Origin of the sequence: Vibrio sp. Vb339 (assembly GCF_902751245.1) — a bacterium.
In the GTDB taxonomy this organism is placed as follows: domain Bacteria; phylum Pseudomonadota; class Gammaproteobacteria; order Enterobacterales; family Vibrionaceae; genus Vibrio; species Vibrio coralliirubri.
Genome location: NZ_CADDIS010000002.1, coordinates 1,310,789 through 1,333,012, shown reverse-complemented (window position 1 = coordinate 1,333,012; position 22,224 = coordinate 1,310,789). Strand labels below are relative to the sequence as shown.

General features: G+C 45.0%; 18 protein-coding genes. 9 read left to right on the top strand and 9 right to left on the bottom strand.

The window, feature by feature from the left end; genetic code table 11:
- Positions 1-237: 237 nt before the first annotated feature.
- Positions 238-2,268 (top strand): TonB-dependent receptor plug domain-containing protein, encoded by a 2,031-nt coding sequence (locus tag HRQ85_RS14590; protein ID WP_172379925.1) that lies wholly within the window; start codon positions 238-240, stop codon positions 2,266-2,268.
- Positions 2,269-2,372: 104 nt separating this feature from the next.
- On the opposite strand, the gene xni is transcribed toward HRQ85_RS14590, so the two are convergent.
- The 5 genes from xni to queF all read right to left on the bottom strand — a co-directional run bounded on the left by xni (position 2,373) and on the right by queF (position 9,760).
- Complete coding sequence (gene xni, locus HRQ85_RS14585; protein WP_172379924.1) at positions 2,373-3,146, bottom strand: flap endonuclease Xni; 774 nt, start codon at positions 3,144-3,146, stop codon at positions 2,373-2,375.
- Between the two features lie 159 nt (positions 3,147-3,305).
- On the bottom strand, positions 3,306-4,670 hold the full coding sequence (ppnN, locus tag HRQ85_RS14580) for a nucleotide 5'-monophosphate nucleosidase PpnN (RefSeq protein ID WP_048612241.1): 1,365 nt from the start codon (positions 4,668-4,670) through the stop codon (positions 3,306-3,308).
- Between the two features lie 243 nt (positions 4,671-4,913).
- Positions 4,914-6,479, bottom strand: a complete 1,566-nt coding sequence (locus tag HRQ85_RS14575; protein ID WP_172379923.1) for a sensor domain-containing diguanylate cyclase — start codon at positions 6,477-6,479, stop codon at positions 4,914-4,916.
- A gap of 118 nt (positions 6,480-6,597) precedes the next feature.
- Entirely contained in the window at positions 6,598-8,856 is a 2,259-nt protein-coding gene (locus HRQ85_RS14570) for a tetratricopeptide repeat protein (RefSeq protein WP_048612239.1), read from the bottom strand.
- A gap of 58 nt (positions 8,857-8,914) precedes the next feature.
- The gene (gene queF, locus HRQ85_RS14565) at positions 8,915-9,760 is read right to left on the bottom strand and encodes an NADPH-dependent 7-cyano-7-deazaguanine reductase QueF (protein ID WP_048615530.1); all 846 of its coding nucleotides are present in this window, start codon (positions 9,758-9,760) and stop codon (positions 8,915-8,917) included.
- A gap of 131 nt (positions 9,761-9,891) precedes the next feature.
- Here queF and syd point away from each other — a divergent pair, with 131 nt between their 5' ends.
- The 3 genes from syd to HRQ85_RS14550 all read left to right on the top strand — a co-directional run bounded on the left by syd (position 9,892) and on the right by HRQ85_RS14550 (position 12,825).
- Positions 9,892-10,437 carry a SecY-interacting protein gene (gene syd, locus HRQ85_RS14560; protein ID WP_086970718.1) on the top strand — a complete coding sequence of 182 codons (546 nt, stop codon included), beginning with the start codon at positions 9,892-9,894 and terminating at the stop codon, positions 10,435-10,437.
- Between the two features lie 4 nt (positions 10,438-10,441).
- Positions 10,442-11,218, top strand: a complete 777-nt coding sequence (locus HRQ85_RS14555; protein ID WP_050633963.1) for a Zn-ribbon-containing protein — start codon at positions 10,442-10,444, stop codon at positions 11,216-11,218.
- A 401-nt stretch (positions 11,219-11,619) separates the two neighbouring features.
- The gene (locus tag HRQ85_RS14550) at positions 11,620-12,825 is read left to right on the top strand and encodes a carbohydrate porin (RefSeq protein WP_086970714.1); all 1,206 of its coding nucleotides are present in this window, start codon (positions 11,620-11,622) and stop codon (positions 12,823-12,825) included.
- A 91-nt stretch (positions 12,826-12,916) separates the two neighbouring features.
- Here the strand turns inward: HRQ85_RS14550 and HRQ85_RS14545 are convergent, their stop codons facing one another.
- The 3 genes from HRQ85_RS14545 to metN form a co-directional block, all read right to left on the bottom strand.
- The gene (locus tag HRQ85_RS14545) at positions 12,917-13,726 is read right to left on the bottom strand and encodes a MetQ/NlpA family lipoprotein (RefSeq protein WP_019824947.1); all 810 of its coding nucleotides are present in this window, start codon (positions 13,724-13,726) and stop codon (positions 12,917-12,919) included.
- A 66-nt stretch (positions 13,727-13,792) separates the two neighbouring features.
- Positions 13,793-14,476, bottom strand: coding sequence for a methionine ABC transporter permease (locus HRQ85_RS14540; protein ID WP_172379922.1), 684 nt, complete (start codon positions 14,474-14,476; stop codon positions 13,793-13,795).
- Entirely contained in the window at positions 14,466-15,500 is a 1,035-nt protein-coding gene (gene metN, locus HRQ85_RS14535) for a methionine ABC transporter ATP-binding protein MetN (RefSeq protein ID WP_017060763.1), read from the bottom strand. Before metN ends, HRQ85_RS14540 begins: the two co-directional genes overlap by 11 nt.
- Before the next feature lie 207 nt (positions 15,501-15,707).
- Here metN and gmhB point away from each other — a divergent pair, with 207 nt between their 5' ends.
- The 5 genes from gmhB to treC all read left to right on the top strand — a co-directional run bounded on the left by gmhB (position 15,708) and on the right by treC (position 21,219).
- Positions 15,708-16,292 (top strand): D-glycero-beta-D-manno-heptose 1,7-bisphosphate 7-phosphatase, encoded by a 585-nt coding sequence (gene gmhB, locus HRQ85_RS14530; RefSeq protein ID WP_017060762.1) that lies wholly within the window; start codon positions 15,708-15,710, stop codon positions 16,290-16,292.
- Between the two features lie 112 nt (positions 16,293-16,404).
- Positions 16,405-16,746: an MliC family protein gene (locus HRQ85_RS14525; RefSeq protein ID WP_172379921.1), complete on the top strand. Its 342-nt coding sequence runs from the start codon at positions 16,405-16,407 to the stop codon at positions 16,744-16,746.
- Positions 16,747-16,837: 91 nt separating this feature from the next.
- Positions 16,838-17,782, top strand: coding sequence for a trehalose operon repressor TreR (gene treR / locus HRQ85_RS14520; RefSeq protein WP_172379920.1), 945 nt, complete (start codon positions 16,838-16,840; stop codon positions 17,780-17,782).
- A 204-nt stretch (positions 17,783-17,986) separates the two neighbouring features.
- The gene (gene treB / locus HRQ85_RS14515; RefSeq protein WP_017063347.1) at positions 17,987-19,411 is read left to right on the top strand and encodes a PTS trehalose transporter subunit IIBC; all 1,425 of its coding nucleotides are present in this window, start codon (positions 17,987-17,989) and stop codon (positions 19,409-19,411) included.
- Between the two features lie 122 nt (positions 19,412-19,533).
- Positions 19,534-21,219: an alpha,alpha-phosphotrehalase gene (gene treC, locus HRQ85_RS14510; protein WP_172379919.1), complete on the top strand. Its 1,686-nt coding sequence runs from the start codon at positions 19,534-19,536 to the stop codon at positions 21,217-21,219.
- Positions 21,220-21,400: 181 nt separating this feature from the next.
- On the opposite strand, the gene HRQ85_RS14505 is transcribed toward treC, so the two are convergent.
- On the bottom strand, positions 21,401-22,003 hold the full coding sequence (locus tag HRQ85_RS14505) for a YitT family protein (protein ID WP_017060757.1): 603 nt from the start codon (positions 22,001-22,003) through the stop codon (positions 21,401-21,403).
- Positions 22,004-22,224 lie beyond the last annotated feature (221 nt).

Here is a 22,224-nt window from a genome sequence, read left to right as displayed (position 1 = left end):
AAAGCCGTAAGTGAACGAGACTTACGGCTACCTAATTCAGGGGTGATACGAACAAGGCTTTATTCAATAATTCAGCAGCAAAACGAAGTAAGTTTTACAGCCAAAACATGTTAATCAAATTCTATTTTATTAAAAGTAAGTGAATGTAAGTAAAGAATGTAAATGATAAGAATTATCATTCAAATTGTGTAATATTCACACCTCCTCACTCAAGCTTATAAAATATAAAAATAGAATATGAAACTTAAAGCATTATCAGTGGCCGTAACGGTTGCCTTAACTTCATTTACAGCACTTGCTGCCGACGAACAAGAAACCGTAGTGGTTATCGGTTCCGCTCTTGATCAACTTGTTCAGACTGAAATCAACTCAGACACCCTTGAGAAGAAACAAGCATCAGACATCAAAGATGTTCTGAACACCATGCCGAGTGTGACGGTAGACGGAAACGCACGTTACTCACGTAAAGTTTATGTACGTGGTATGGAAGATAAATTTGCCGTTGTGACGATTGATGGCGCTCGTCAAGAAGGGCAGCTATTCCATCACTCGGGCGATCAGGCGATTGACCCTGCGATGCTTAAGCGTGCTGAAATTGAGCTGGGTGGTAACTCAGCGCTTTCGGGTTCTGGCGCGATCAACGGCTCATTTAGCTACGAAACCAAAGACCCAAGCGATCTGCTTAAACCGGGTGAAAGTGTTGGTGCTCGAGTAAAAACAAGTTACCAAACGGCTTACGAGCGTTTCGCAACCAACGTTGCTGTGTACGCAAAAGTGAACGACAAGCTGCAGTTCATGGGCATTGCAAATTACTCAGAAGATGGCGATTTGCACATCCCAGATCAGGAAGCGGTGACTTCAAAGCAGGGCGAATTGAAATCTGGCTTGGCTAAGATTGTTTTCATTCCCAATGATGCCAACGAATTCAAGCTGACTTTCAACCGATACAATGATGGCGGTAAGCGTCAATTGTCAGGTGAGAAGGCTGGTGCTCTGTATGCTGATGATGAACACAACTACCACTCGCTCAACCGCGATACTGTGACTCTACAGCACGAATACGATGCGGGTAGTGACTTGGTACATCTGAAAACCAATATTTACTACAACCGCCAGTACATGGAGCGCGATGCGCTTGTTGATACGGCGTGGGACAAAGACGCGAACGGCAACTGGATCAAAGATGGCACGATTGCTATCCCAGACCGTGAATACAACGTGACGACCATCGGTGGTGATATTCGTAACATCTCTTGGGTTGGTCAGCATGAATTGACTTACGGTTTAGATGGTTACAAGGCTGAACAATGGATTGATGCTGGCGATGGTGTGTACCAAAGTGGTTCGCAACAAGGTCAAACTAAGAAGTACGGCATGGACGGCGGCACTGTGACTGCTTACGGTCTTTACGTACAAGACATGTACGAGTTCAGCGATTTCCGCTTAACGAGCGGTTTGCGTTACGACGTTCATAAACTTGGTGGTGTTTACGATGGTGATTTTGATCAGCTGTCTCCAAAGTTCAAGGGTGAATACCAAACCACGGATAACCTAAAACTTAGTGTGGGCTATGGTCGTTTGTTTAAAGGTGCATCATTGCCAGAAGCATTGACGATGAAAGCTGCACCTGATGTTAACCAGTCTAATACCAAAGCGATGACGGGTAACAACTACGAAGCGGGTTTTGATTACGAGCTGACACGTCTGCTTGCTGCTGATTACGCTATCCTAGGTTTTACGGCTTACACCTACAATCTTGATAATCAAATGCATCCAACTAAGAACAACTCAACATTAGCAAACCAATATGATGTTGAAGTGTGGGGTGTTGAAACCGTATTGAGCTATGAGCTAGATGCGTTAAGTGTTTACGCTAACCACTCATACTCTGATGGTGACCAGAAAGACCTAGAGAATGGCAAAACGAGCCATATGAGTAAAACAGGTATTCACAACTTCAAAGCGGGCTTTAACTACAGCCTAAACAGTGAGTTTGTGTTTGGTTGGGATTCACGCTTTGTACCGGGTAATGACTACATGGACGAAGATGGTGAACAGGTTAAACGTGCTGGTTTCGCTACGCATAACATTTGGGCGGCTTACACGCCAACGTTTGCTAAAGATCTAGAAGTGAACCTTGGTGTCGACAACCTGCTTGATAAGAAGTACGCAGAGCATACTGGTTTTGGTATCTCTTGGGGCTCAGATAAGTACACCAGCTACGAAGCGGGTCGTAATTTCAAAGCGTCTATCGCTTATAACTTCTAATCATGCGACTGAATCCGCTTAGGCGGCAGCCGTAAATAACAAAAAGCCTTAGTGTGAACTAAGGCTTTTCTGCTTCAGAAGCTTTGTATATAGAGAGTAGGGATCTAAGAGTTTGCTTCGTAGCGAATATCTTGCAGGTTGAACCCTAAATCAATGTCTGTTTTGAGTGCCGATACTTGTTTACATACACGAGCGGATTCGATGTGCTCGTCGAATTTCTTGCGATATTTCTTCGGCAAGTCTTCTGCTTGGTAGGCCGCTTCGATATCTGGGTAAGTGGTTAATATCTCTTTGGCTGCTTTTGGTCCGACACCTGGAATCCCCGGTACTTGGCTTGAGCTTACGCCCGTTAATCCCCAGTAATCCGCCAGTTGTTCAGGTTTTACGCCAAACTCAGCTTCGATAAAGGGTTTATCTAACCAGCGGTGCTGGAAGTAATCTCGGATCTGCAGCGTTGGTGACAACAGTTGGCAGTAGCCCTTATCCGTCGAGATGATGGTGACGGTTTCTCCGTGGTCAGCCACTTTCTTTGCCAGTGTTGCGACGAGATCATCCGCTTCATCGCCATCAGATAGCAGTGAATCAATGCCTAATTCCCACCAAGCTTGTTGAATCGCATCAAGGCCTTTCATCAGTGGCTCTGGCATCGGTTTACGGTTCTGCTTATAAGAAGGGAGCACGTCTGCGCGCCAGCCACGGTCTTGTAAATGGTGATCAAATACCGCGATGATGTGGGTGGGTTTTGATTCATTCAGAATCTTATTGAGAGTGCGAGTTGTCGTGGTGATGGTTCTTGCTATATCGGTTGGGTCCGGCTGAACAGAGTGCACGCGTCGGATGAGGTTTAAGGCATCGATAATAACAAGATGGATAGACATAAGTTTCCACTAAATAGGCAATAAAAAAGGGGCTGCTAGCCCCTTATAGTAACGTATCACTTGGTGAGTTGAAACGTTAGCGACGTATACGTCATGACTTGTTTAGTTTTACGCTTGTCACCTGTTATCACTCACTTAGCTACTCGTTAATGAGTGTGCCTATTCGCTCGGTGCGATTTTATAGCAAGGCACGTAATCAGAGCCGCCCGGTAACTTCATTCGATGTTGCTCAACAAAGTCATTCAGCAGTTGGTCCATCTTGGTCATTAGCTCTTTGTCGCCATCAATTAGGAATGGGCCGTGCTTCTCGATCTCGAGAATACCCTCTGCTTTGACGTTACCCGCCACAATGCCTGAGAACGCTTTACGTAAATTAGCGGCTAGGCTCTCTGTTTTTTGGTCCATGTGTAGGTCGAGCGCCGCCATAGATTCGTGTGTTGGGTCGAATGGCAGTTGGAATTCAGGCTCAATATGCAGTGACCAGTTGTAGCTGTAGGCATCACCGGTCTCTTTACGGTGAGAACGCACATCTGGCATCGCTTGTTTCATGATTTTCGCAGCGCGTGCTGGATCATCAATCACGATTTCATAATGTTTCTGCGCATCAGGCCCTAGAGTCTCACCAATGAACTTATCGATTGAGCGGAAGTAAGCTTCGCTCTCTTTCGAGCCCGTTAACACAATCGGCATTGGTTGTTCGGCGTTATTCGGGTGCATCATGATCCCTAAGATGTACAGTAGCTCTTCCGCCGTGCCGGGGCCGCCTGGGAAAATGATGATGCCATGCGCCATACGAACAAACGCCTCAAGACGCTTCTCAATATCTGGCATGATCACCAGTTCGTTCACGATTGGGTTTGGTGGCTCAGCTGCAATAATCGAAGGTTCGGTAAGCCCCAGGTAACGATGATCGGTGTAACGCTGCTTCGCGTGACCAATGGCAGCCCCTTTCATTGGGCCTTCCATCGCACCCGGTCCACAACCGGTACAGATGTTCAGTTCACGCAGGCCGAGCTCATTACCGACTTCACGAGTGTATTGGTACTCGCTGGCATTAATAGAGTGACCACCCCAACATACAATCAGGTTAGGCTCGATGCCCGGCGTCAGCGCCCCTGCATTTCTTAAGATACCAAACACAAGGTTGGTAATGTGAGTGGCATTAGTTAGATTGAGCCTTTGGTTATCGGCTAAGTGCATGTTGACGTAAACAATGTCACGCAGCACTGAAAATAGGTGCTCTTGAATACCCTTGATGATTTCACCATCGACAAAGGCATGCTCTGGTGGGTTGCTTAGTTCGAGCTTAATACCACGCTCACGGCGAACGACTTCGACATCGAACGACAGATATTTGTCGAGCAACTCTTTGGAGTTGTCGGTATGGCTACCCGAGTTCAGGACCGCTAACGTACAGTTACGATACAGTTGGTACAGATCACTAGACGCGGTTTTCTTAAGACGCTCAACCTCAAGTTGAGAGAGTAAATCCATGCTACCGGCAGGGCTGATATGAGTGATCATAGTGCCTCCTTATTGAAAAGAGCAGGGGACGTTGAAGTGACCCTCTGGCTCGAGAGTGAGAAGCAAACGTTGAAAGTGTTTGGTTAAAGGTAGGAGAGAGTTAACCAGACGAAACGGATACGACAGCGTTGCTTGCCAAGAATGCTTGTTAAGCGAATGTTAATCATTAGCTTAGCAAACATTGAGGGAAATGGTATGTGATAAGTATTTGAAAAAATGAAATAAATTAAATCTAGGGCTGGCCTAGTGCCAAACAAGTTGGTTGTTACCGCGTTGTTTTGCTTTATTTAGCGTTGTATTGAGTCGCTCTAACACTTCTTCCGGTGTATCTGACTCTTTAAACTGAGTACTTGCCGCACATAAAGTGATCGTGATTTGTTGGTCACGGAACTTAAAGGGTAAGCGGCTTACTTGAGTTTGAATGTTTTGAATTACCTGATGGCAATATTCATCGGTTTGTTCTGGTAGCAGTAAGACAAACTCTTCACCTGAAAAACGAGCCACAGTATCAGTGGTGCCGGCTTCTTTGGTGATGGTTCTTGCGATGATCTTGAGTGCTTTGTCGCCCGCGGTATACCCAAAGCTGTCGTTAATTGCTTTGAAGTTGTCGATGTCGAGCAGTACTACGCGTAGCGAATGTTGCGCGCGGATCCAGCGGCGATATTCAAGCTCTAAGCGATCAGTAAAGGCAGTGCGATTGTAAACCTTGGTTAGAGGATCAAGCAGCATACGCTGAGCCTGATCTTCCAAGCGCTTACGGTAATCTTGCGTCACTTCATAGAGTGAATCTAACTGAGTCTTTCCGTAACTCATTCTCTCTATCAGAGCTTGTTCTTTTTGCTCTGCGTGGTTCAGCCTTTCCGAAAGAGAGGCGATTTCACTGAGTAGCGGATTAATCGAAAGCTTTAAACTATCAATATCTTTCGCTTTATCTACCGAGCTTTGGCTTCTTGTGACAAGTTCATTCAACTCAGAGTTCAGACCTTGGCGGTGCTCAAAGTAGCTCTGGCTCTGGTCGGCATTTTGATCTGCCGTTTTGATGCTGGACGCCAGAGAAGCATTAAGCTGATCGATGAATTGTTCAGACTTCTTACGTTCTAGGTTGGTGCCTTCAATAACCAGTTTGAGTATCTGAAGTGTTAGCTCAAGTAGGTTTTGTGTAGAAACACCAAGCAGCAGTTTTGCTCGAATATCGGTAAGCAGATCACCCGATTCACCCTCGAAGTCGAGTTCAGTGATCAGATGTTGTAATTCGTTTGATAGGTCGGAAAGGAGTTCTTGTTCCGGAGAGTGCGCACCGTCGGCAAAGTGGGTGCGTGAGTTATTCGCCATAATCTTTATGGCACGCTCATAAATACCGAGAAGTTTCATGGCATGGTCGACTTTCTGACTGCCATTGCATTCGGAGAAGCTAAGTAAGTTTCGTAGGTCGCGTTTTAGCTGTGCTGGAAGGCCAGTTATGCGCTGCAGCGTTTCCCCACTGTGCTTAATGCTATCGTCCAGATATCCGTTCTGTTTATCCATAGCCAACGTTTTCTGCTTAAGCATCCTTTCTAATACTGCCAGCTTTGGGATCATCGAGCTAATGTCTTTTTGCTTTTCTAGCTCTTCCCTAAGGGCAATGAGGTTTTCATCTAAATGGCTGTTACTGCCAACACATGCGTCACTTAAAGATGTGACGATACGCTTTAGAACTTTCTGTTCTCTAATAAACTTGAACGAGGTGTCTCTTTGCGTCAAACGGACCTGCTCCAACTGAGATTTCAGCTGGTGGAGTTGCGCCTGAATGTCTTTTTCAAGAATGCCCATAGATGTATTTATTAGCGCCGCGTAGACCGATCTCGATCATTTTGATGAAATTCCGTTACATCGATAATAACAAAACTAAAAATAAGGTCACGACTTGCTGCTCTTAACCGCTCGCAAATCAGTCATCTTTTAGCATTTTTTTGATGTTGTCCTCATTCTGGTACGAGGATTGTATTTTTATTAACCCTTGATTAATCGCATGTTTACACGCTTCTCTTATGTTACCAGTTGCAAGGCTCGCTGCCGGTGCATTATCGATAGCTTTTAGATAAACCCATTGGCTACTGCGCTCTTTGAGACTGATCTCACGAGCTAGATTGGTCGACATCAACAATACGTCGAGCAGCTCTTGATCGTTAATTGCGGTGTATGCGCGTGGTAAAAACGGGTAGTCAGCGATACCCATACGGACCGTTCGGTTGATGTTACGCTCTGTTTCGAAGTCATTCACCCAAGATTGAATCTTTCTGAACATGGCTTCCGGCGACAAATCACGGTCCGCGTTTGGCTCGATATAAAGCAGGTTCGCATCCGAGAAGTGGTAGACACGAGCTGGGCCTTCAAGCTTAGATTTTAGGAACTCACCGAAAGCGTCTTCCAGTTCTAGACCGGCTTTGTAACCGTTCTGCGTATACATATTGCGTAGGAACGGTAAATCAATCATCACGAAGCGTAAACGGTCGTTCAATGGTTCATGAATGAGCTCGCCAAGTTGCCACTGTTCGAAGGTCTGGCTGGTTTGTTCCAGTGAATTTGAGAGCTTCGCATTGAGCATTCTTAAGTTAGGAAGCTTTGAACGTGAGTGCGTAAATAGGTCGGTGCGCAGTGAGTCCACTTCTTTGGCTAAGGTTTGAATGATGTAGCCTCGGCGCAGCACAAAGAAGAACAAGACAATGCTGAACAGGAATAGGGCGAACGATATCTTTTGGAACTTACGATGCTCCAGTTTGTATTTTTCTAGCTCTTGCGCTTGGCCAGCGTAGTGCAGGGTTTGTTCGGCAAACTCTTTTTGTTGACGGAACGCATCTTCGCCAACACGGTTAAGCTTTTGCTGCTCTAGAGAGACAAGGCTATTGTACTGCTTAAGGTTTGCTAACGCTTGCTGTGGGCGACCAGCCTGCTCATAACCTAAAGAGAGTAAGTAGTATGAGCGTTGCGACAGGCGCATATTTTCTATCTGACGTGAGATCTCAAGTGCACGTGTCGCATGCTTTATCACGTCTTCGCTTTCTTGTAGGTGATACGCCAACCCTGCTGATAACAGTGCAGCACGACCTTCCAGCTTTGGAATGTCGGTATATTCCAGCAGCTCAAGGGCACGGGTTAGGTACTGTTCTGCTAGAGGGTAATTATAAAGACGTAGGTAAGTCGCTGATAGACTTAGGCGGATATCAATGACTTGGTGGATATCTCGGTCAGTGCTTTCGTGATCAAGAACGTTGAAGAAGTGCACCAAGGCAAGGTTATATTTCCCTTGATAGAAGTACACATCACCCATTTTTTTGAGCACTTGTGCTAAGACAGGAGAGTTTTCAAAGTTATCATAGAAATCAGCAGCTTGAGATAGGTGTTCTAGCGCTTTATCTAACACTTGGCGCTCAAAGAAAAGCTGTGCAAGCAGGCGGTTTACCTTAGCTAAACGTGAACTCAGATTACCTTCTACCGATTTCCAGTAGCCATACAGCAACTCAGATAATGCGTGGTTGTACTCTTTATGGGTTAGATAAAACTCACCGACTGAGATGTGGTAGTCGATGGTGACTTTTTCAGAGTAACGCTGATCGAGATAGGTTTTGGCTTCTTGATAGAACTTCTCGGCTTCATCGACCTTGTTGTCGTAAGAAGCGATATCGGCTTTCAACATGATCAAGCGATAGGTGATGCCTTCCGTCAAGCGTAAGGTTTTATTCACCGACTCTAGATTTGCTTCAATACCCGCTAGCTCTGTTTTTGCTTTGGCTGATTTTCTATCACTCAGCCACAGTAAGCGAACTTTTAGGATCTGAAGATCCAGTTTTAGGTAATCAAGCTTATAGGTTTTCGCTAGCTCAGAGGCTTTGTCGATGTGCTGAATCGCAATACGCATATTGCCAAGGTTGTATTCCGCCTTAGCTAAGATTTTATACGCATCGATACTGCTGTTTGGTGTTCGAATCGAAGAGTCTGTCTCTTCGCGAGAAATCGCTGAAGGGCTTTTCTCGCGTTGATCAGAAAGGACACGAAGCGTTAGGTAGCTGTTGGCCATTTGTTTTGCTTGGCTCGGCTCGATCTCAACCAAGTTATTGGCTTCATTGAGTAGCGCCGACGAATAAACCGACGCATTGACCGATGTGCTTAAGCTTAAAATAAATAGACTAACAACGTATAACCAACGCATTTCAATGTCCCTTTAAAGATTTGGTAGGTTCAAATAAGTGTGGGTGGTTCTCGCCTGATTATTGGCGAGCCATACGCTTATTGTGGCTTGGTCTATCTTGCTCTGTTGAACGGTATGGGTTGATATCCAGACCACCACGACGTGTGTAACGTGCGAACACAGTTAGCTTCGAAGGTGCACAGTATTTCATGATGTCAGTGAAGATACGCTCAACACATTGTTCGTGGAATTCATTGTGCTCACGGAAAGAAACTAAATAGCGTAGCAGAGCTTCACGGTCAATTTGCTTACCAGAATATGCGATCTCAACGCTGCCCCAATCCGGTTGATTGGTGATCAAACAGTTCGACTTCAACAGGTGGCTATGCAGTGTTTCTTCAACGTCTTGTTCGCCAGCAGCGCCTTCAAGCAGTGACGCTTCAAAGTCGTAGCTAGTGATTTGGATGTCTTGGTTGTCGATACAGTCACCTTCCATCGTCACGATAGGTTGGTTGGTGTAGTTGGTTACTGAGTTTACATTCACAATCACCGTTTCGCCTGCACATGCCGACAAATCTTGGGTCAGGCGCTCAGTGACTTGATCCCAGTTTTCAAATTGAGTTTGGTTGTAGCTGTTCAGGTACAGCTTGAAAGATTTTGATTCAATTAAATTTGGGCTGGTTGCTGGGATGAAAACTTCACCGACAGCCACTTGTGGTAGGCCATTGGTGTTTAGCCACGAAAGCTCGTACATCGTCCAAATATCATGACCAACAAAAGGCAGCTCGCCGTTTAGCGCAAGATCATCGCGATTAAGGCTACGAGGCACTGGTTGCAATAAACTTGCATCGTATTGGTTAGAGTACTCAGTTTTTTGGCCAAGGGTTAAACCCGCTAGCTCTTTTGCGTCAGAATATTTGCTCATACTTTCGTTTCAAATTCGATTAGAATGGGGTCGATTTTACTGAATCCCCCTTACCCTGTCATTAAGTCATCGCTTAATCGGCGCAGAAAGGGCTCGGATTCTATTTATTATTTTGTGTTTAGGAGATTTTCATGACTCAACGTGCTCAAGACGCACTACTTTCTTTCAGTCAGCGATACGTTGACGCGTGGCAGCAGCAGCACCAAAGTTTACCTCGTAATGAGGAGTTGGTGGACATCGTATCGCCATGCGTAGAAGAAAAGAGTGGCGACGCCGTGTTGTGGAAGCACTATCCACGTGAGCAATTCGCGGATTTCACCAACGTTGAAACCGGTATTGAGTTGACTCTCCATGAAGACATCAAGACTTTCTACGGCGCACAATTCAGCGCAGATATGAATGCAACTTTTGATGGTAACGATTTGATTCTGTTACAGATTTGGAGTGATGAAGACTTCGAATGCCTACAAGAAAACATTTTGGGTCACCTAGTAACTCAGCGTCGCTTGAAGCTAAAACCAACGGTTTTCATTGCCGCGACCGATGCAGAGCTGGATGTTATCTCTATCTGTAACCTAACGGGTAACGTGATTTTGGAGCGTTTAGGCACCAAAAATCGTGATGTACTCGCCGAGACATTGGCAGAATTTTTAGAAAAGCTACAACCAGCGGTATAAATAGATGTACGTACTAGAACTTCAATTTGAGTGTTTTGATAACACAACGGTAAGCGCTGTCGACAAGGCTGTTAATGGCTTAATGGATGCACTTCGTTATAACGGACAAGTGTTAGGTCGTGAGTTCCCAATCGTGATGGGCGACGGAGAATTCTATGTTCGCGTTGTGTGCCCAGAGCAAGACAGTTTACACCCGCGTAATCATTCAGATTTCGTAAAGGTCTGTTTTGAACGCTTATCAGCTGCGAGCTTATTAGCGCCTAAGATGCGTTTGCTAGGTCGAGATCTGAACTCAGAAGAAGTGGCAGAAGATGAGACGCCGAGCTGGCAGGTGCTATACACGACTTTCGTGCACACCTGTTCACCGCTGCGCAGTGGCGATAGCTTGCTACCAATCCCTTTGTATCGTAATCCACCTACATTCAATGGCGACCATAAAGCCGTATTGAAATGGCAGACCGAATGGCAAGCCTGTGATGAAGTACAAATGGGTGGGGGTTGTCGCGCTGAACATGCAACGCTAACCGAGATCAGTGATACTAAGAGTGTCCTGTTTAAACGCGGTTGGGGTCTAAGAGGGCGTATTGAATATCTGACTAAGGTTCCAACCTACTACTACTTATACCGTGTTGGTGGAATCAGCCTGAAAGATGAAAAAGAGCGCAAATGCCCGCAATGTGGTGGTGAATGGCTGCTAGATGCGCCTATCCACGATATTTTCTATTTCAAGTGTGATGACTGCCGATTGGTGTCAAACATCTCTTGGGATCACCTGAAGTAGTCTTCTTGTCGTTATTTAGCGTCATGCTTTAGATATCGGAGTGCAATTTAGTGCTCCGATATTTTTTTCCTTTTATATTAAATGTTTAGCACCTTGTATCATCCCCGGTGCCGTGACTTCGTTACCTGTCTTAGCTCGATTTTTATTACTCTCTTATCGTTACCCTTTTCCCCTTTAAATACGCACAGAACGTGATATTGAGCTCTTTCTGTAGCGCCAATGTATTCATTGAAGTAATCCAACACCCATCAACTTTTAGTTATCTCAATAGTTAGCCGGATCACAATAATCAATCAGTTCTCTTTCAATTTATATTCTGCTTAATATAAATGGGATCGATCCCATGGGAATGTTCCCATTTATAAATAATAACCTGATTCTAGATCTGAAAGGAATGGACGATGAAACTGTTACCTATTGCTGCTGCACTCTCTACTGCTTTACTTGCCCCTAATTTATACGCTGATGAAACCACGCCATTGGAGTTCAATGGCTACATGCGCGGCGGCGTTGGCCTGAGTAATGAAGGCGGCTCAAACAGCAAGTGGGAGGTGAGTAAAGTTGGCCGACTCGGCAACGAAAATGACCTGTATGGTGAGTTTGGCTTTAAGAAAGAGGTGTATGCTGAGGACGACGTTTCATTTTTAGTTGATTCCATGTTGTCGTACTGGCAAGGCCAAGATGAGAATGCCGCGGATAAAAGCGTGGATGTGGTGCAATTGAATGTTCAAGCGGTAGGGCTTTTTGAAGATAAGGACATTGGAATTTGGGCGGGTGAGCGCTACTACCAACGTCATGATGTGCACATCGTTGATAACTACTACTGGGATGTAAGTGGTATTGGTGCCGGCGTTGAACACATCAACCTAGGCCCTGGTAAATTATCGGTGGCTTTGATTCAAGACACGGTGACTGGCGATGTGTTTGATGGCAAAGAAACGACGGCCATGATTGCTGATATACGTTATGCAGGCATTCCATTGTGGAACAATGCTGATCTTGAGGTCGGTATTGATATGAACTTCGCCAATGAAAAACAAGGTCAAACGGTGGATGCGGATGACAGCGTAATGCTAACGGCGAGCTTGAATCAAAACCTATCAGGCGGCTTCAACAAAACCATTCTACAGGTTGCTAACTCTGGTTATGCCGAGCAGATGACGACTTTTGGAACGGGTAAAGGCATCGTTCGTGATGCAAACAACAATGACGCCGATGGCTTCCGTTTGATTAACTGGGGCGTGCTTGCGATTGGCGAGAATATTGAGTTTGGCCACACTGTGCGTTATGCCGCGTCAACCGGTGTGGGTGCTAATAACAGTGATGATGACTCTTTCAGTGCCGTCATTCGTCCGCTTTATAAGTGGGACAAACGCATGCGTACCATTCTTGAAATTGGTGGTTTTGTAGAAACGATTGATAACAAAGATGGGGCAGGTGGTAAATTCACAATCGCTCAGGCTTGGGTTCCTCAAGTGGGTTTCTGGTCTCGTCCTGAATTCCGTATCTTCGCCACTTACCTGAATGATGCTGAAAACGACAATGCCTTCGGTGAAGGTAAAAACAGTGAAATGAGTGTTGGTATGCAAGTGGAAGCTTGGTGGTAAGTCGAACTTTCTGGTAAATCCTAACCAATAAAAAGGGGCTGACGTTATGTCAGCCCCTTCGGGTATCTATACAGTGCTGTCGTTTAGTTGATTACCAACCTTTAACGACGCCACCTTGGAAGATGTCAGAAGCTGCGTTGTACACTTCTTCAGTTTGGTAAGCTTTAACGAAGTTTTGTACGTTCTCAGCGTTTAGGTTGTCTTCACGAGAAACGATTAGGTTTACGTAAGGAGAATCTTTGTCTTCAACGAATACGCCATCTTTTTGTGGAGTCAGGTTGATAGAGCTCGCGTAAGTTGTGTTGATGATAGATAGAGCAACATCATCAAGAGAACGTGGCAGTTGAGCTGCGTCTAGTTCAACAATCGTTAGGTTCTTAGGGTTACCCACGATGTCGCGAACTGTAGCTAGAAGACCAGCGCCTTCACGAAGTTCAAGAAGACCTTGTTGCTCAAGAAGAAGTAGAGAGCGACCTAGGTTTGTAGGGTCGTTTGGTACAGCAATACGCGCACCGTCTTGGATTTCGTCTACTGATTTCACTTCTTTAGAGTAACCCGCAATTGGGTAAACAAACGTGTTACCAGCGATAGTTAGTTTGTAGCCACGGTCAGCCACTTGCTGATCTAGGTACGGTGCGTGTTGGAATGCGTTGATGTCGATAGAACCATCATCTAGAGCTGCGTTTGGTGTTACGTAATCTGTGAACGTTACTAGCTCAACATCTAGGCCGTATTTCTCTTTCGCTACTTTCGCTGCCACTTCAGCAACTTGAGCTTCTGCACCTGCCATTACGCCAACTTTTACTTTAGAAGTATCCACTTCTTTATCACCACAACCTGCTAGAACTAGCGCTGAAGCTGCTGCTGCGATAGTTAGTAAACCTTTAAGGCTAAATTTCATAATAATCTCCTTTTAATAAATCTATTTAATTTGGTTCAGACGACTCTAATCTTTATGCGTGAGTCTTTATCTGTGGTCAACGCGGCGAACTAATGAATCACCGATTGATTGAATAATTTGTACCAGCACAATCAACATCACTACTGTTACAGCCATGATGGTCACATCGTAGCGGTGGAATCCGTAACGAATCGCGACATCACCTAGGCCACCACCGCCCACAGTACCGGCCATTGCTGAGTAGCTCACCAGAGTCACTAGCGTAATCGTTACTGAGTTGATGATAGTCGGTAGTGCTTCTGGAAGCAGAACCTTATTGATGATTTGTGTTGGTGTTGCGCCCATTGATTGAGCTGCTTCTACTAGACCTGTTGGTACTTCAAGTAGTGCACTTTCGATAAGTCGAGCCACGAATGGGATAGCGCCAATCGTCAGTGGAACAATCGCTGCTGTTGTACCGATGAAGGTACCAATCAGCATCTTAGTCAGTGGGATAATCGCAACCATCAACACTAAGAAAGGCACTGAACGACCCACGTTCACAATCGCACCTAGAATCTTGTTTAGTTTGGTGTTCTCTAACAGGCCACCTTTTTTAGTCGTGTGTAGAATCACGCCTAATGGAATACCGACAGCAAAGCCAACAATGCCCGCAACTGCAACCATGTAAAGCGTCTCGCCGGTTGCACCTAATAGAAGGTTACCGTTAAGGCTGATCCAGTCAGCAATCTCGTTGAAACTAAAGGACATAACCAAGCACCTCTACTTTTACATTGTTGTCGCGTAGGAATTGGATAGCAGCATTATCATCTGCTTCATTGCCGAACAGTTCAGCAACCATCATGCCGAACTTCACGCCGCCGGCGTAATCAAGGTCAGAGCTTAGGATGCTGACATCGATATTGAATTTGCGTGCAATCTGAGTCATCAGCGGAGCATCAACCGTTGCGCCTGTAAACTCAAGGCGTACTAGCGGGTAGCTGCTGTTTACGCGAGTCTCTTGCAGGCGTGCTTGGTAATCTTCAGGGATCGTCAGATCCAGCGTTGAACGAATGAATTGATGCGCTAGTTCAGTCTTCGGGTGAGCAAAGATGTCACCGACTGTTCCTTTCTCTACCAACTCACCGCCACCAATGATCGCAACTTCATGACAAATGCTTTTCACTACATCCATCTCATGGGTAATAAGCAGGATAGTGATGTTCAGCTTGCGGTTGATTTCACGCAGCAGCTCAAGGATAGATTGAGTTGTTGCTGGGTCCAATGCGCTGGTTGCTTCATCACATAGCAGTACTTTCGGGTCAGAAGCCAGTGCGCGAGCAATCGCCACACGCTGCTTTTGACCACCACTTAGGTTTGCCGGGTAGGTGTCACGCTTATCAGCCAAGCCAACCAATTCAAGTAACTCGCTGACTTTCGCTTCAATAATCGCTTTATCTTTACCTGCAAGTTCTAGAGGCAGTGCTACATTGTTAAATACAGTACGAGAAGACAGCAGGTTGAAGTGCTGGAATATCATGCCGATGTTACGTCGCGCTTCGCTAAGTTCTGATTTGCTGAGTTTTGTTAGGTCGATACCGTCAACAATCACTTCACCAGAGGTCGGAGCTTCCAACATATTTACACAACGGATCAGAGTACTTTTGCCTGCACCAGAAGAGCCGATGACTCCAAAGATTTGACCTTGAGGAATGTGGAGGTTGATATCAATTAAGGCATTGATTTCTTTAGTGCCTTGATAAAAAACCTTGTTGACTTGATTCACTTTAATCATAGAGAAACCCGTGCAGGTAGAACAGAATAATATGTCGATAGCTCGCTCGATTTACAGACGATGCTATGGTGTTCTATGATCTAAGTCAATAGATATTTTTACGTCTAGACGGCTAAACGTCGATTGTATGGCTAAGCTAGAAACAAATCGTTAACGAACGCAAAACTAAATAGATAGTGATGAAGCAAATAAAGCGTGTAATAATTAATGATTAATAGAGAGTTGATAGAGAACAAAATTTTGTCTAAACCTGCTGTTTTTTTAGATCGTGATGGTGTGATTAACGTTGATCACGGCTACGTACATGATGAGCATGACTTTGAATACATCGATGGTGTGTTTGAAGCGGCGAAAGCGTTTAAAGATATGGGTTATTTATTGGTGCTAGTGACCAACCAATCTGGTATTGCTCGCGGCATGTTTAGTGAAGACCGTTTTCTTTCTCTGACGCAGTGGATGGATTGGAACTTTGTCGATAACGGCGTTGAGCTTGATGGCATCTATTACTGCCCGCACCACGCGGAACACGGTATTGGAGACTACAAGCAAGATTGTGAATGTCGTAAACCAAAGCCAGGCATGTTCATTTCTGCTCGTGACTTTCTGAAGATTGATATGGCTAACTCGGTCATGATCGGCGATAAAGCGGAAGACATGATGGCTGCAGAAGCGGCAGGTGTTGGTACTAAAGTCTTGGTAAGAACGGGTAAACCCATTACTGAAAAAGGTGAAGCGTTGGCTAGCGTGGTACTTGATAGCATTAAAGACGTACCCGCTTTCTTAAAAGGCTAAACGTTTTATTTATCACTAAGGTATGGACCTATCATTAGGCACTTACATTAGGTTTGTTCGAACCTGTGAATAGGCTAAGTGTCGTTGACTATATAAAGATGAGGAACGAAGTATGAAAGCTATGTTGGTAGCATCTCTATGTACAGTAGCATTGGTTGGGTGCTCTAAATCAGCAGCCCCTGAGACTGATAGCGCAACATCGAATGATCAATTCGTGACTTATCAATGTGAGTCTGACGTTTCGTTTGATGTGTCTTACCTTGATAATGAAAAAGCGGTACTACGCTTGCCTGATAATGAATACCGCCTGACTCAAGTTCCAGCGGGCTCAGGAACCAAGTACATCTTAGATGATGGCACTTCAGAGATGATTAACAGCATCACTTTGCGCACGAAAGGTGACAATGCGCGTCTAGAACTTGGCCGTGTAGTCTATCGAAATTGCCAAAAGTAAGTCATAGTAAGAACTGCTAGGATTTACAAACAGTTAAGTGAGGGAATCTACCCTCACTTTTTCTTCTCTTCCCTTTAACGTTAGACTTTTTATGAGCAAAAAACTCACTATTCTTGATATTGCAAAGCTGTCCGGTGTTGGTAAGTCAACCGTATCACGCGTTCTGACCAATGATCCAAAAGTGAAACCTGAAACCCGTGAAAGGGTGGAAAGAGTAATTCAAGAATCTGGGTACACGCCTTCAAAGTCTGCGCAATCGATGCGCGGTGGCAGCCAAAAAGTCATCGGCGTAATCATCTCTCGTTTGGACTCTCCCTCAGAAAACAAAGCCGTTAGCACTATGCTGACCGAGTTGTATCGAGCGGATTACGATGTCGTGATTATGGAAAGCCAACTTGATAGAGATAAAGCCAATGAGCACCTGCAAGTTCTAAAGCGTCGTAACGTTGATGGCATTATTGTATTTGGCTTTACTGACTGCGACATTCCTGCAATCGAAGCTTGGGAACACAAAGCGGTGGTGATTGCTCTGGATACCGAGAATGTCACGTCGATTAACTATGATAACCAGCAGGTGATCAATAGTGCGTTGGCGCATTTATCGGATCAGGGGATCTCTGACGTTGGCTTTATCGGGGTTGATCCTAGTGATAAATCAACTGGTGAACTGCGTCTTAAGGCTTATCTCGATTGGTGTGAAAACACAGGTTCAGTGGCAAACTATCGTACTGGGCAGCTTCATCATGAAAGCGCTTATCAGCTGGTGGATGAGGTTCTAACTCCCGCAACTCAAGCGATCGTTTGTGCCAGTGATACCCTTGCCCTTGGCGTAATAAAACGTCTGCAAGAGTTACAGCGTGAAGATGTGGTCGTCACCGGCGTTGGTGGCAATGATCTTCTCTCTTTCTTATTCCCACGAGTATTTAGCATTGATCCTGGTTACCAATCTGCAGGTAAGCTGGCTGCTAATCTATTGATCTCTCAGCTTTTAGACAATTCAGAGATCTCTCATCACACACAATCTCCTATTCTATAATCCACTCAATTAAGCGAAATTGAACCGCTTAGATTAAAATTAGAGTGTGATCTCTTTCAATTAATGGGACTGTTCCCATTTTAATTTATCATTCATGTGTGCATTATAATAACCGTGATTGGGAATGTTCCCATGGATCTGAATCTGAGTGGTTATAGCTGCATGGTTTAGATGAGTAATTGAATGAAACCAGGGTGGGGTAGTATGAGTAAGATAGCGAAGCAAGACGTTGCGCGTCTTATCGAGTTAGTCGGTGGTAAAGAAAACATTGCGAGTGTCAGCCACTGTCTGACTCGACTGCGTTTTGTATTGAACGATACAGAGCAGGCAAACAAGGCTGAACTCGAAAAACTGAAGCTAGTAAAAGGTTGTTTTACTAACGCAGGCCAATTCCAAGTTGTGATTGGCACTGAAGTTGATGAAGTGTACGCACTTCTGATTGAACAGACAGGTAAAGAGGCATCATCAAAAGATGAGGCGAAGCTGGCTGCTCGTCAAAATATGAACTTCCTTGAGCGTGGTATCTCCCATTTAGCCGAAATTTTCGTACCACTGCTGCCTGCCATCATTACTGGTGGTTTGATTCTTGGTTTCCGTAATGTGATTGGCGACATTCGCATGTTCGACGGCAAAACCCTCGTTGAAATCAGTCAATTCTGGGCAACGGTTCACTCTTTCTTATGGTTGATCGGCGAAGCTATTTTCTTCTTCCTACCGGTTGGCGTGTGTTGGGCTACGGTTAAGAAGCTTGGCGGAACCCCTATTTTGGGTATCACGCTCGGTGTGACCTTGGTTTCTCCACAGTTGATGAACGCTTACATGATAGGTAAATCGGTACCTGAGGTGTGGGACTTTGGCTTGTTCGTGATTGAGAAAGTTGGTTATCAGGCACAGGTGATCCCTGCGATGCTAGCGGGTGTGGCTTTGGCGTTCATTGAAACCAATCTTAAGCGCATCGTCCCAGCTTACTTGTACCTAGTGGTTGTGCCATTTGTATCGATTATTTTGTCTGTGATTCTAGCGCACGCTTTCATTGGCCCATTCGGTCGTATGTTAGGCGATGGTGTGGCATTCGCGGCTAAAGCGGCAATGACAGGTGATTTTGCGATTCTTGGTTCAGTGGTATTTGGCTTCCTTTACGCACCTTTGGTTATCACGGGTATTCACCACACCACCAACGCCGTGGATCTGCAATTGATGCAAGATTTAGGCGGCACACCAATCTGGCCTTTGATTGCACTATCAAACATTGCACAAGCATCGGCAGTAGTGGGCATCATCATCTTGAGTAAGCGTGAAGGTGAACGAGACATCTCGGTTCCTGCAGCAATCTCAGCCTACTTAGGTGTAACAGAGCCTGCGATGTACGGTATTAACCTTAAATACAAATTCCCAATGCTCAGCGCAATGATTGGTAGTGCGGTTGCAGCCGCAATCTGTGGTAGCGCGGGTGTGATGGCGAATGGTATCGGTGTCGGCGGCTTGCCGGGCATCCTATCGATTCAACCTCAATATTGGTCGATTTACCTAGTCGCGATGCTGGTGGCGATAGTACTGCCTATCACGTTAACCCTGTTCTTTTACAAGCGAGCCCAATCCAAGGGTGAGTTAGAAACCGCGAACGCGTAATGCATTTAATAAGCGATGGCTCCAATGTGAGTTATCGCTTTTTCTCTTAGTTATAACGGCTATTCGACCATGATTTGCATGGTGATTTTTATTTTATATTTTCTGGTAAGTGAGTGTTAGAGATGGCGATGACTGAACATGATGAAAGCTGGTGGAAAACCGCAACCATCTATCAAATCTACCCAAAGAGCTTCTGCGACAGTGGCAGTAAAGGTACTGGCGACATCAAAGGGATCATTTCGAAACTGGATTACCTCAAACATTTGAGTGTCGATGCGATTTGGCTAACCCCGGTTTACGCATCTCCTATGATCGATAATGGCTACGATATTTCAGACTATTACTCGATTAACCCTCAATTTGGCACCATGGAAGACTTCGACTTATTATTGTCTGAAGCGCACCAACGTGGCATCCGCATCGTGATGGATATTGTGGTCAACCATACTTCAACAGAGCATGCATGGTTTCAGTCTGCATTGGGTGACAAAAACAGCCCATACCGCGATTACTACATCTGGAAAGACCCAGTGAACGGTCAAGCACCAACCAACTGGCAGTCTAAGTTTGGTGGTAATGCTTGGGAAATGGATGAAGCTACTGGGCAGTATTTCCTACACCTATTCGCGAAAGAGCAGGCTGACCTTAACTGGGAGAATCCTGTTGTACGCGAAGAAGTAAAAGACGTTATCAGCTTCTGGGCTGAGAAGGGCGTTGATGGTTTCCGTTTAGATGTAATCAACCTGATTTCAAAGCAGCAAGATTTCCCAAATGATGATATCGGTGATGGTCGCCGTTTCTATACCGATGGCCCACGAGTGCACGAATATCTGAAAGAGATCAGCGAAGCGGTATTCCAAAAATACGGTAGCGTGACCGTAGGTGAGATGTCTTCAACCACGTTGGAACATTGTCAGCAATACTCAAACATTGATAATAGCGAGTTATCGATGGTGTTTAACTTCCACCACCTTAAGGTTGATTACACCAACGGTGAGAAGTGGACCAATGCGCCGTTTGATTTCTTACAGCTCAAATCGATCTTCAATCATTGGCAAACTGGCTTAAACGGAAAAGGGTGGGGAGCACTATTTTGGTGTAACCATGACCAACCACGAGTGGTGAGCCGCTTAGGTAACGATCAACAATATCGCGTTGAATCAGCCAAGATGTTTGCCGCCTCGGTTCACATGATGCAAGGCACACCTTATATCTATCAAGGTGAAGAGATTGGCATGACCAACCCGGGTTACACCGAGATCAGCCAGTATCGTGATGTAGAGAGCACCAACATGTACGACATCATGGTGAACCGTGATGGTGTGGCTCATGAAGATATGATGGCGATTTTGGCGCAGAAGTCTCGTGATAACTCTCGTACACCAATGCAATGGAACAGTGAGCCTTACGCAGGGTTCTCACAAGCCCAGCCATGGCTTGATGTAGCGAATAATTACTCTGAGATTAACGCTGAGCAAGCGCTTGAAGATAAAGACTCTGTTTTCTATTTCTATAAGAGCTTGATTGAGTTACGTAAACAAGTACCAGTGATTACGGATGGCAGTTATCAAGATCTACTGCCTGAACACTCATCCATTTTTGCGTATGTACGTGAGAACGAAGGGCAAACTTTGCTGTGTATTAACAACTATTATGGTGAAGAGGCGGAATGCGTTTTACCGGAACGTTTTGATATGACTAAGGCGAAGAGTCTGTTGTCTAACTATCAACAATCGAACACTTCAGTTGCATTACATCATCAAGTGTTACGTCCTTACGAGACTCGTATTCTCTTGATTGAAGGGTAACCTTGTTTCATTTTAATAAGCCTAATTCTTATTCCCCTTAAAGGATTCGGCTTCTACAAAGGCTTTGGAGTGCTCCCCAAAGCCTTTTTTGTTTTAGTGATGGCTGGAATATCGTGCCTCGAGTCTACTTGCGAGAAGTTTGAGCATCGAGTGCCAGCAACGACAGAGCAGGTAATGAACTCTAAGACGCGTAATTCACCGAGTAGCGAGTTGGTTTGTGGTTCATTGCCAATACGATGTTCAATACTGCGGTGCCTAATACAGATACGGCAATTACCCAAGGTGACACGAAGAAGAACGATGCAAACAGAATACACGCATCAATACCCATTTGTGTTTTACCTACCGAGATACCGTAGCGGTCTTGGATAAACAAGCACAGTACGTTGAAGCCACCAAGACTTGAGCGATGACGGAATAGGATTAGCATACCTAAGCCCATTAATAAGCCGCCGGCAACAGCACAATAGATCTCGTTATGAACTTCTAGCGAGATAACTAAGTATAAATGATCGGCAAACACAGATACTAAAGCACCAGAAATCGCACTGCTAATAGCAAAGCTGCGGCCGAATCGTTTCCATGCTAATAAATAGAATGGACAATTGGCAACAAAGTACAAAATACCAAAGGTTACAGGCAAGAATTGACTCAAAAGCAGAGCCAAGCCAGTAGTACCACCGGTAAGCAGGTTCGCTGACTGTAAAAAGAAGACGCCTAACGCCACTAAAAACGTGCCAGTGAGAATCGCTACCCAATCTTCTTTACGTGAGTGTTTTTCCATCGTTTTTATAATTACCTAACAAATAAAGGCGTGCATAGTAGAGAAAAACCTTAGCTTTCGGTAGCTTGAGGTGCAAAATTAAGGTAAACCTATGTAATCTGCGTTTTACAGGGTGTAAAGCGTAAAATTGACAGTAAGCGTCATCTTTGGTTGGATAAGCCAAATAACCATGATGAATCTTATATGTGATTATGAAAAAACTGCATGATAAAATTGCAATT

Excerpts from the sequence above, each read along its gene's own strand:
- HRQ85_RS14590 (WP_172379925.1), top strand. The coding sequence starts at position 238 with ATGAAACTTAAAGCATTATCAGTGGCCGTAACGGTTGCCTTAACTTCA.
- xni (WP_172379924.1), bottom strand. The coding sequence starts at position 3,146 with ATGTCTATCCATCTTGTTATTATCGATGCCTTAAACCTCATCCGACGC.
- ppnN (WP_048612241.1), bottom strand. The coding sequence starts at position 4,670 with ATGATCACTCATATCAGCCCTGCCGGTAGCATGGATTTACTCTCTCAA.
- HRQ85_RS14575 (WP_172379923.1), bottom strand. The coding sequence starts at position 6,479 with ATGGGCATTCTTGAAAAAGACATTCAGGCGCAACTCCACCAGCTGAAA.
- HRQ85_RS14570 (WP_048612239.1), bottom strand. The coding sequence starts at position 8,856 with ATGCGTTGGTTATACGTTGTTAGTCTATTTATTTTAAGCTTAAGCACA.
- queF (WP_048615530.1), bottom strand. The coding sequence starts at position 9,760 with ATGAGCAAATATTCTGACGCAAAAGAGCTAGCGGGTTTAACCCTTGGC.
- syd (WP_086970718.1), top strand. The coding sequence starts at position 9,892 with ATGACTCAACGTGCTCAAGACGCACTACTTTCTTTCAGTCAGCGATAC.
- HRQ85_RS14555 (WP_050633963.1), top strand. The coding sequence starts at position 10,442 with ATGTACGTACTAGAACTTCAATTTGAGTGTTTTGATAACACAACGGTA.
- HRQ85_RS14550 (WP_086970714.1), top strand. The coding sequence starts at position 11,620 with ATGAAACTGTTACCTATTGCTGCTGCACTCTCTACTGCTTTACTTGCC.
- HRQ85_RS14545 (WP_019824947.1), bottom strand. The coding sequence starts at position 13,726 with ATGAAATTTAGCCTTAAAGGTTTACTAACTATCGCAGCAGCAGCTTCA.
- HRQ85_RS14540 (WP_172379922.1), bottom strand. The coding sequence starts at position 14,476 with ATGTCCTTTAGTTTCAACGAGATTGCTGACTGGATCAGCCTTAACGGT.
- metN (WP_017060763.1), bottom strand. The coding sequence starts at position 15,500 with ATGATTAAAGTGAATCAAGTCAACAAGGTTTTTTATCAAGGCACTAAA.
- gmhB (WP_017060762.1), top strand. The coding sequence starts at position 15,708 with ATGATTAATAGAGAGTTGATAGAGAACAAAATTTTGTCTAAACCTGCT.
- HRQ85_RS14525 (WP_172379921.1), top strand. The coding sequence starts at position 16,405 with ATGAAAGCTATGTTGGTAGCATCTCTATGTACAGTAGCATTGGTTGGG.
- treR (WP_172379920.1), top strand. The coding sequence starts at position 16,838 with ATGAGCAAAAAACTCACTATTCTTGATATTGCAAAGCTGTCCGGTGTT.
- treB (WP_017063347.1), top strand. The coding sequence starts at position 17,987 with ATGAGTAAGATAGCGAAGCAAGACGTTGCGCGTCTTATCGAGTTAGTC.
- treC (WP_172379919.1), top strand. The coding sequence starts at position 19,534 with ATGGCGATGACTGAACATGATGAAAGCTGGTGGAAAACCGCAACCATC.
- HRQ85_RS14505 (WP_017060757.1), bottom strand. The coding sequence starts at position 22,003 with ATGGAAAAACACTCACGTAAAGAAGATTGGGTAGCGATTCTCACTGGC.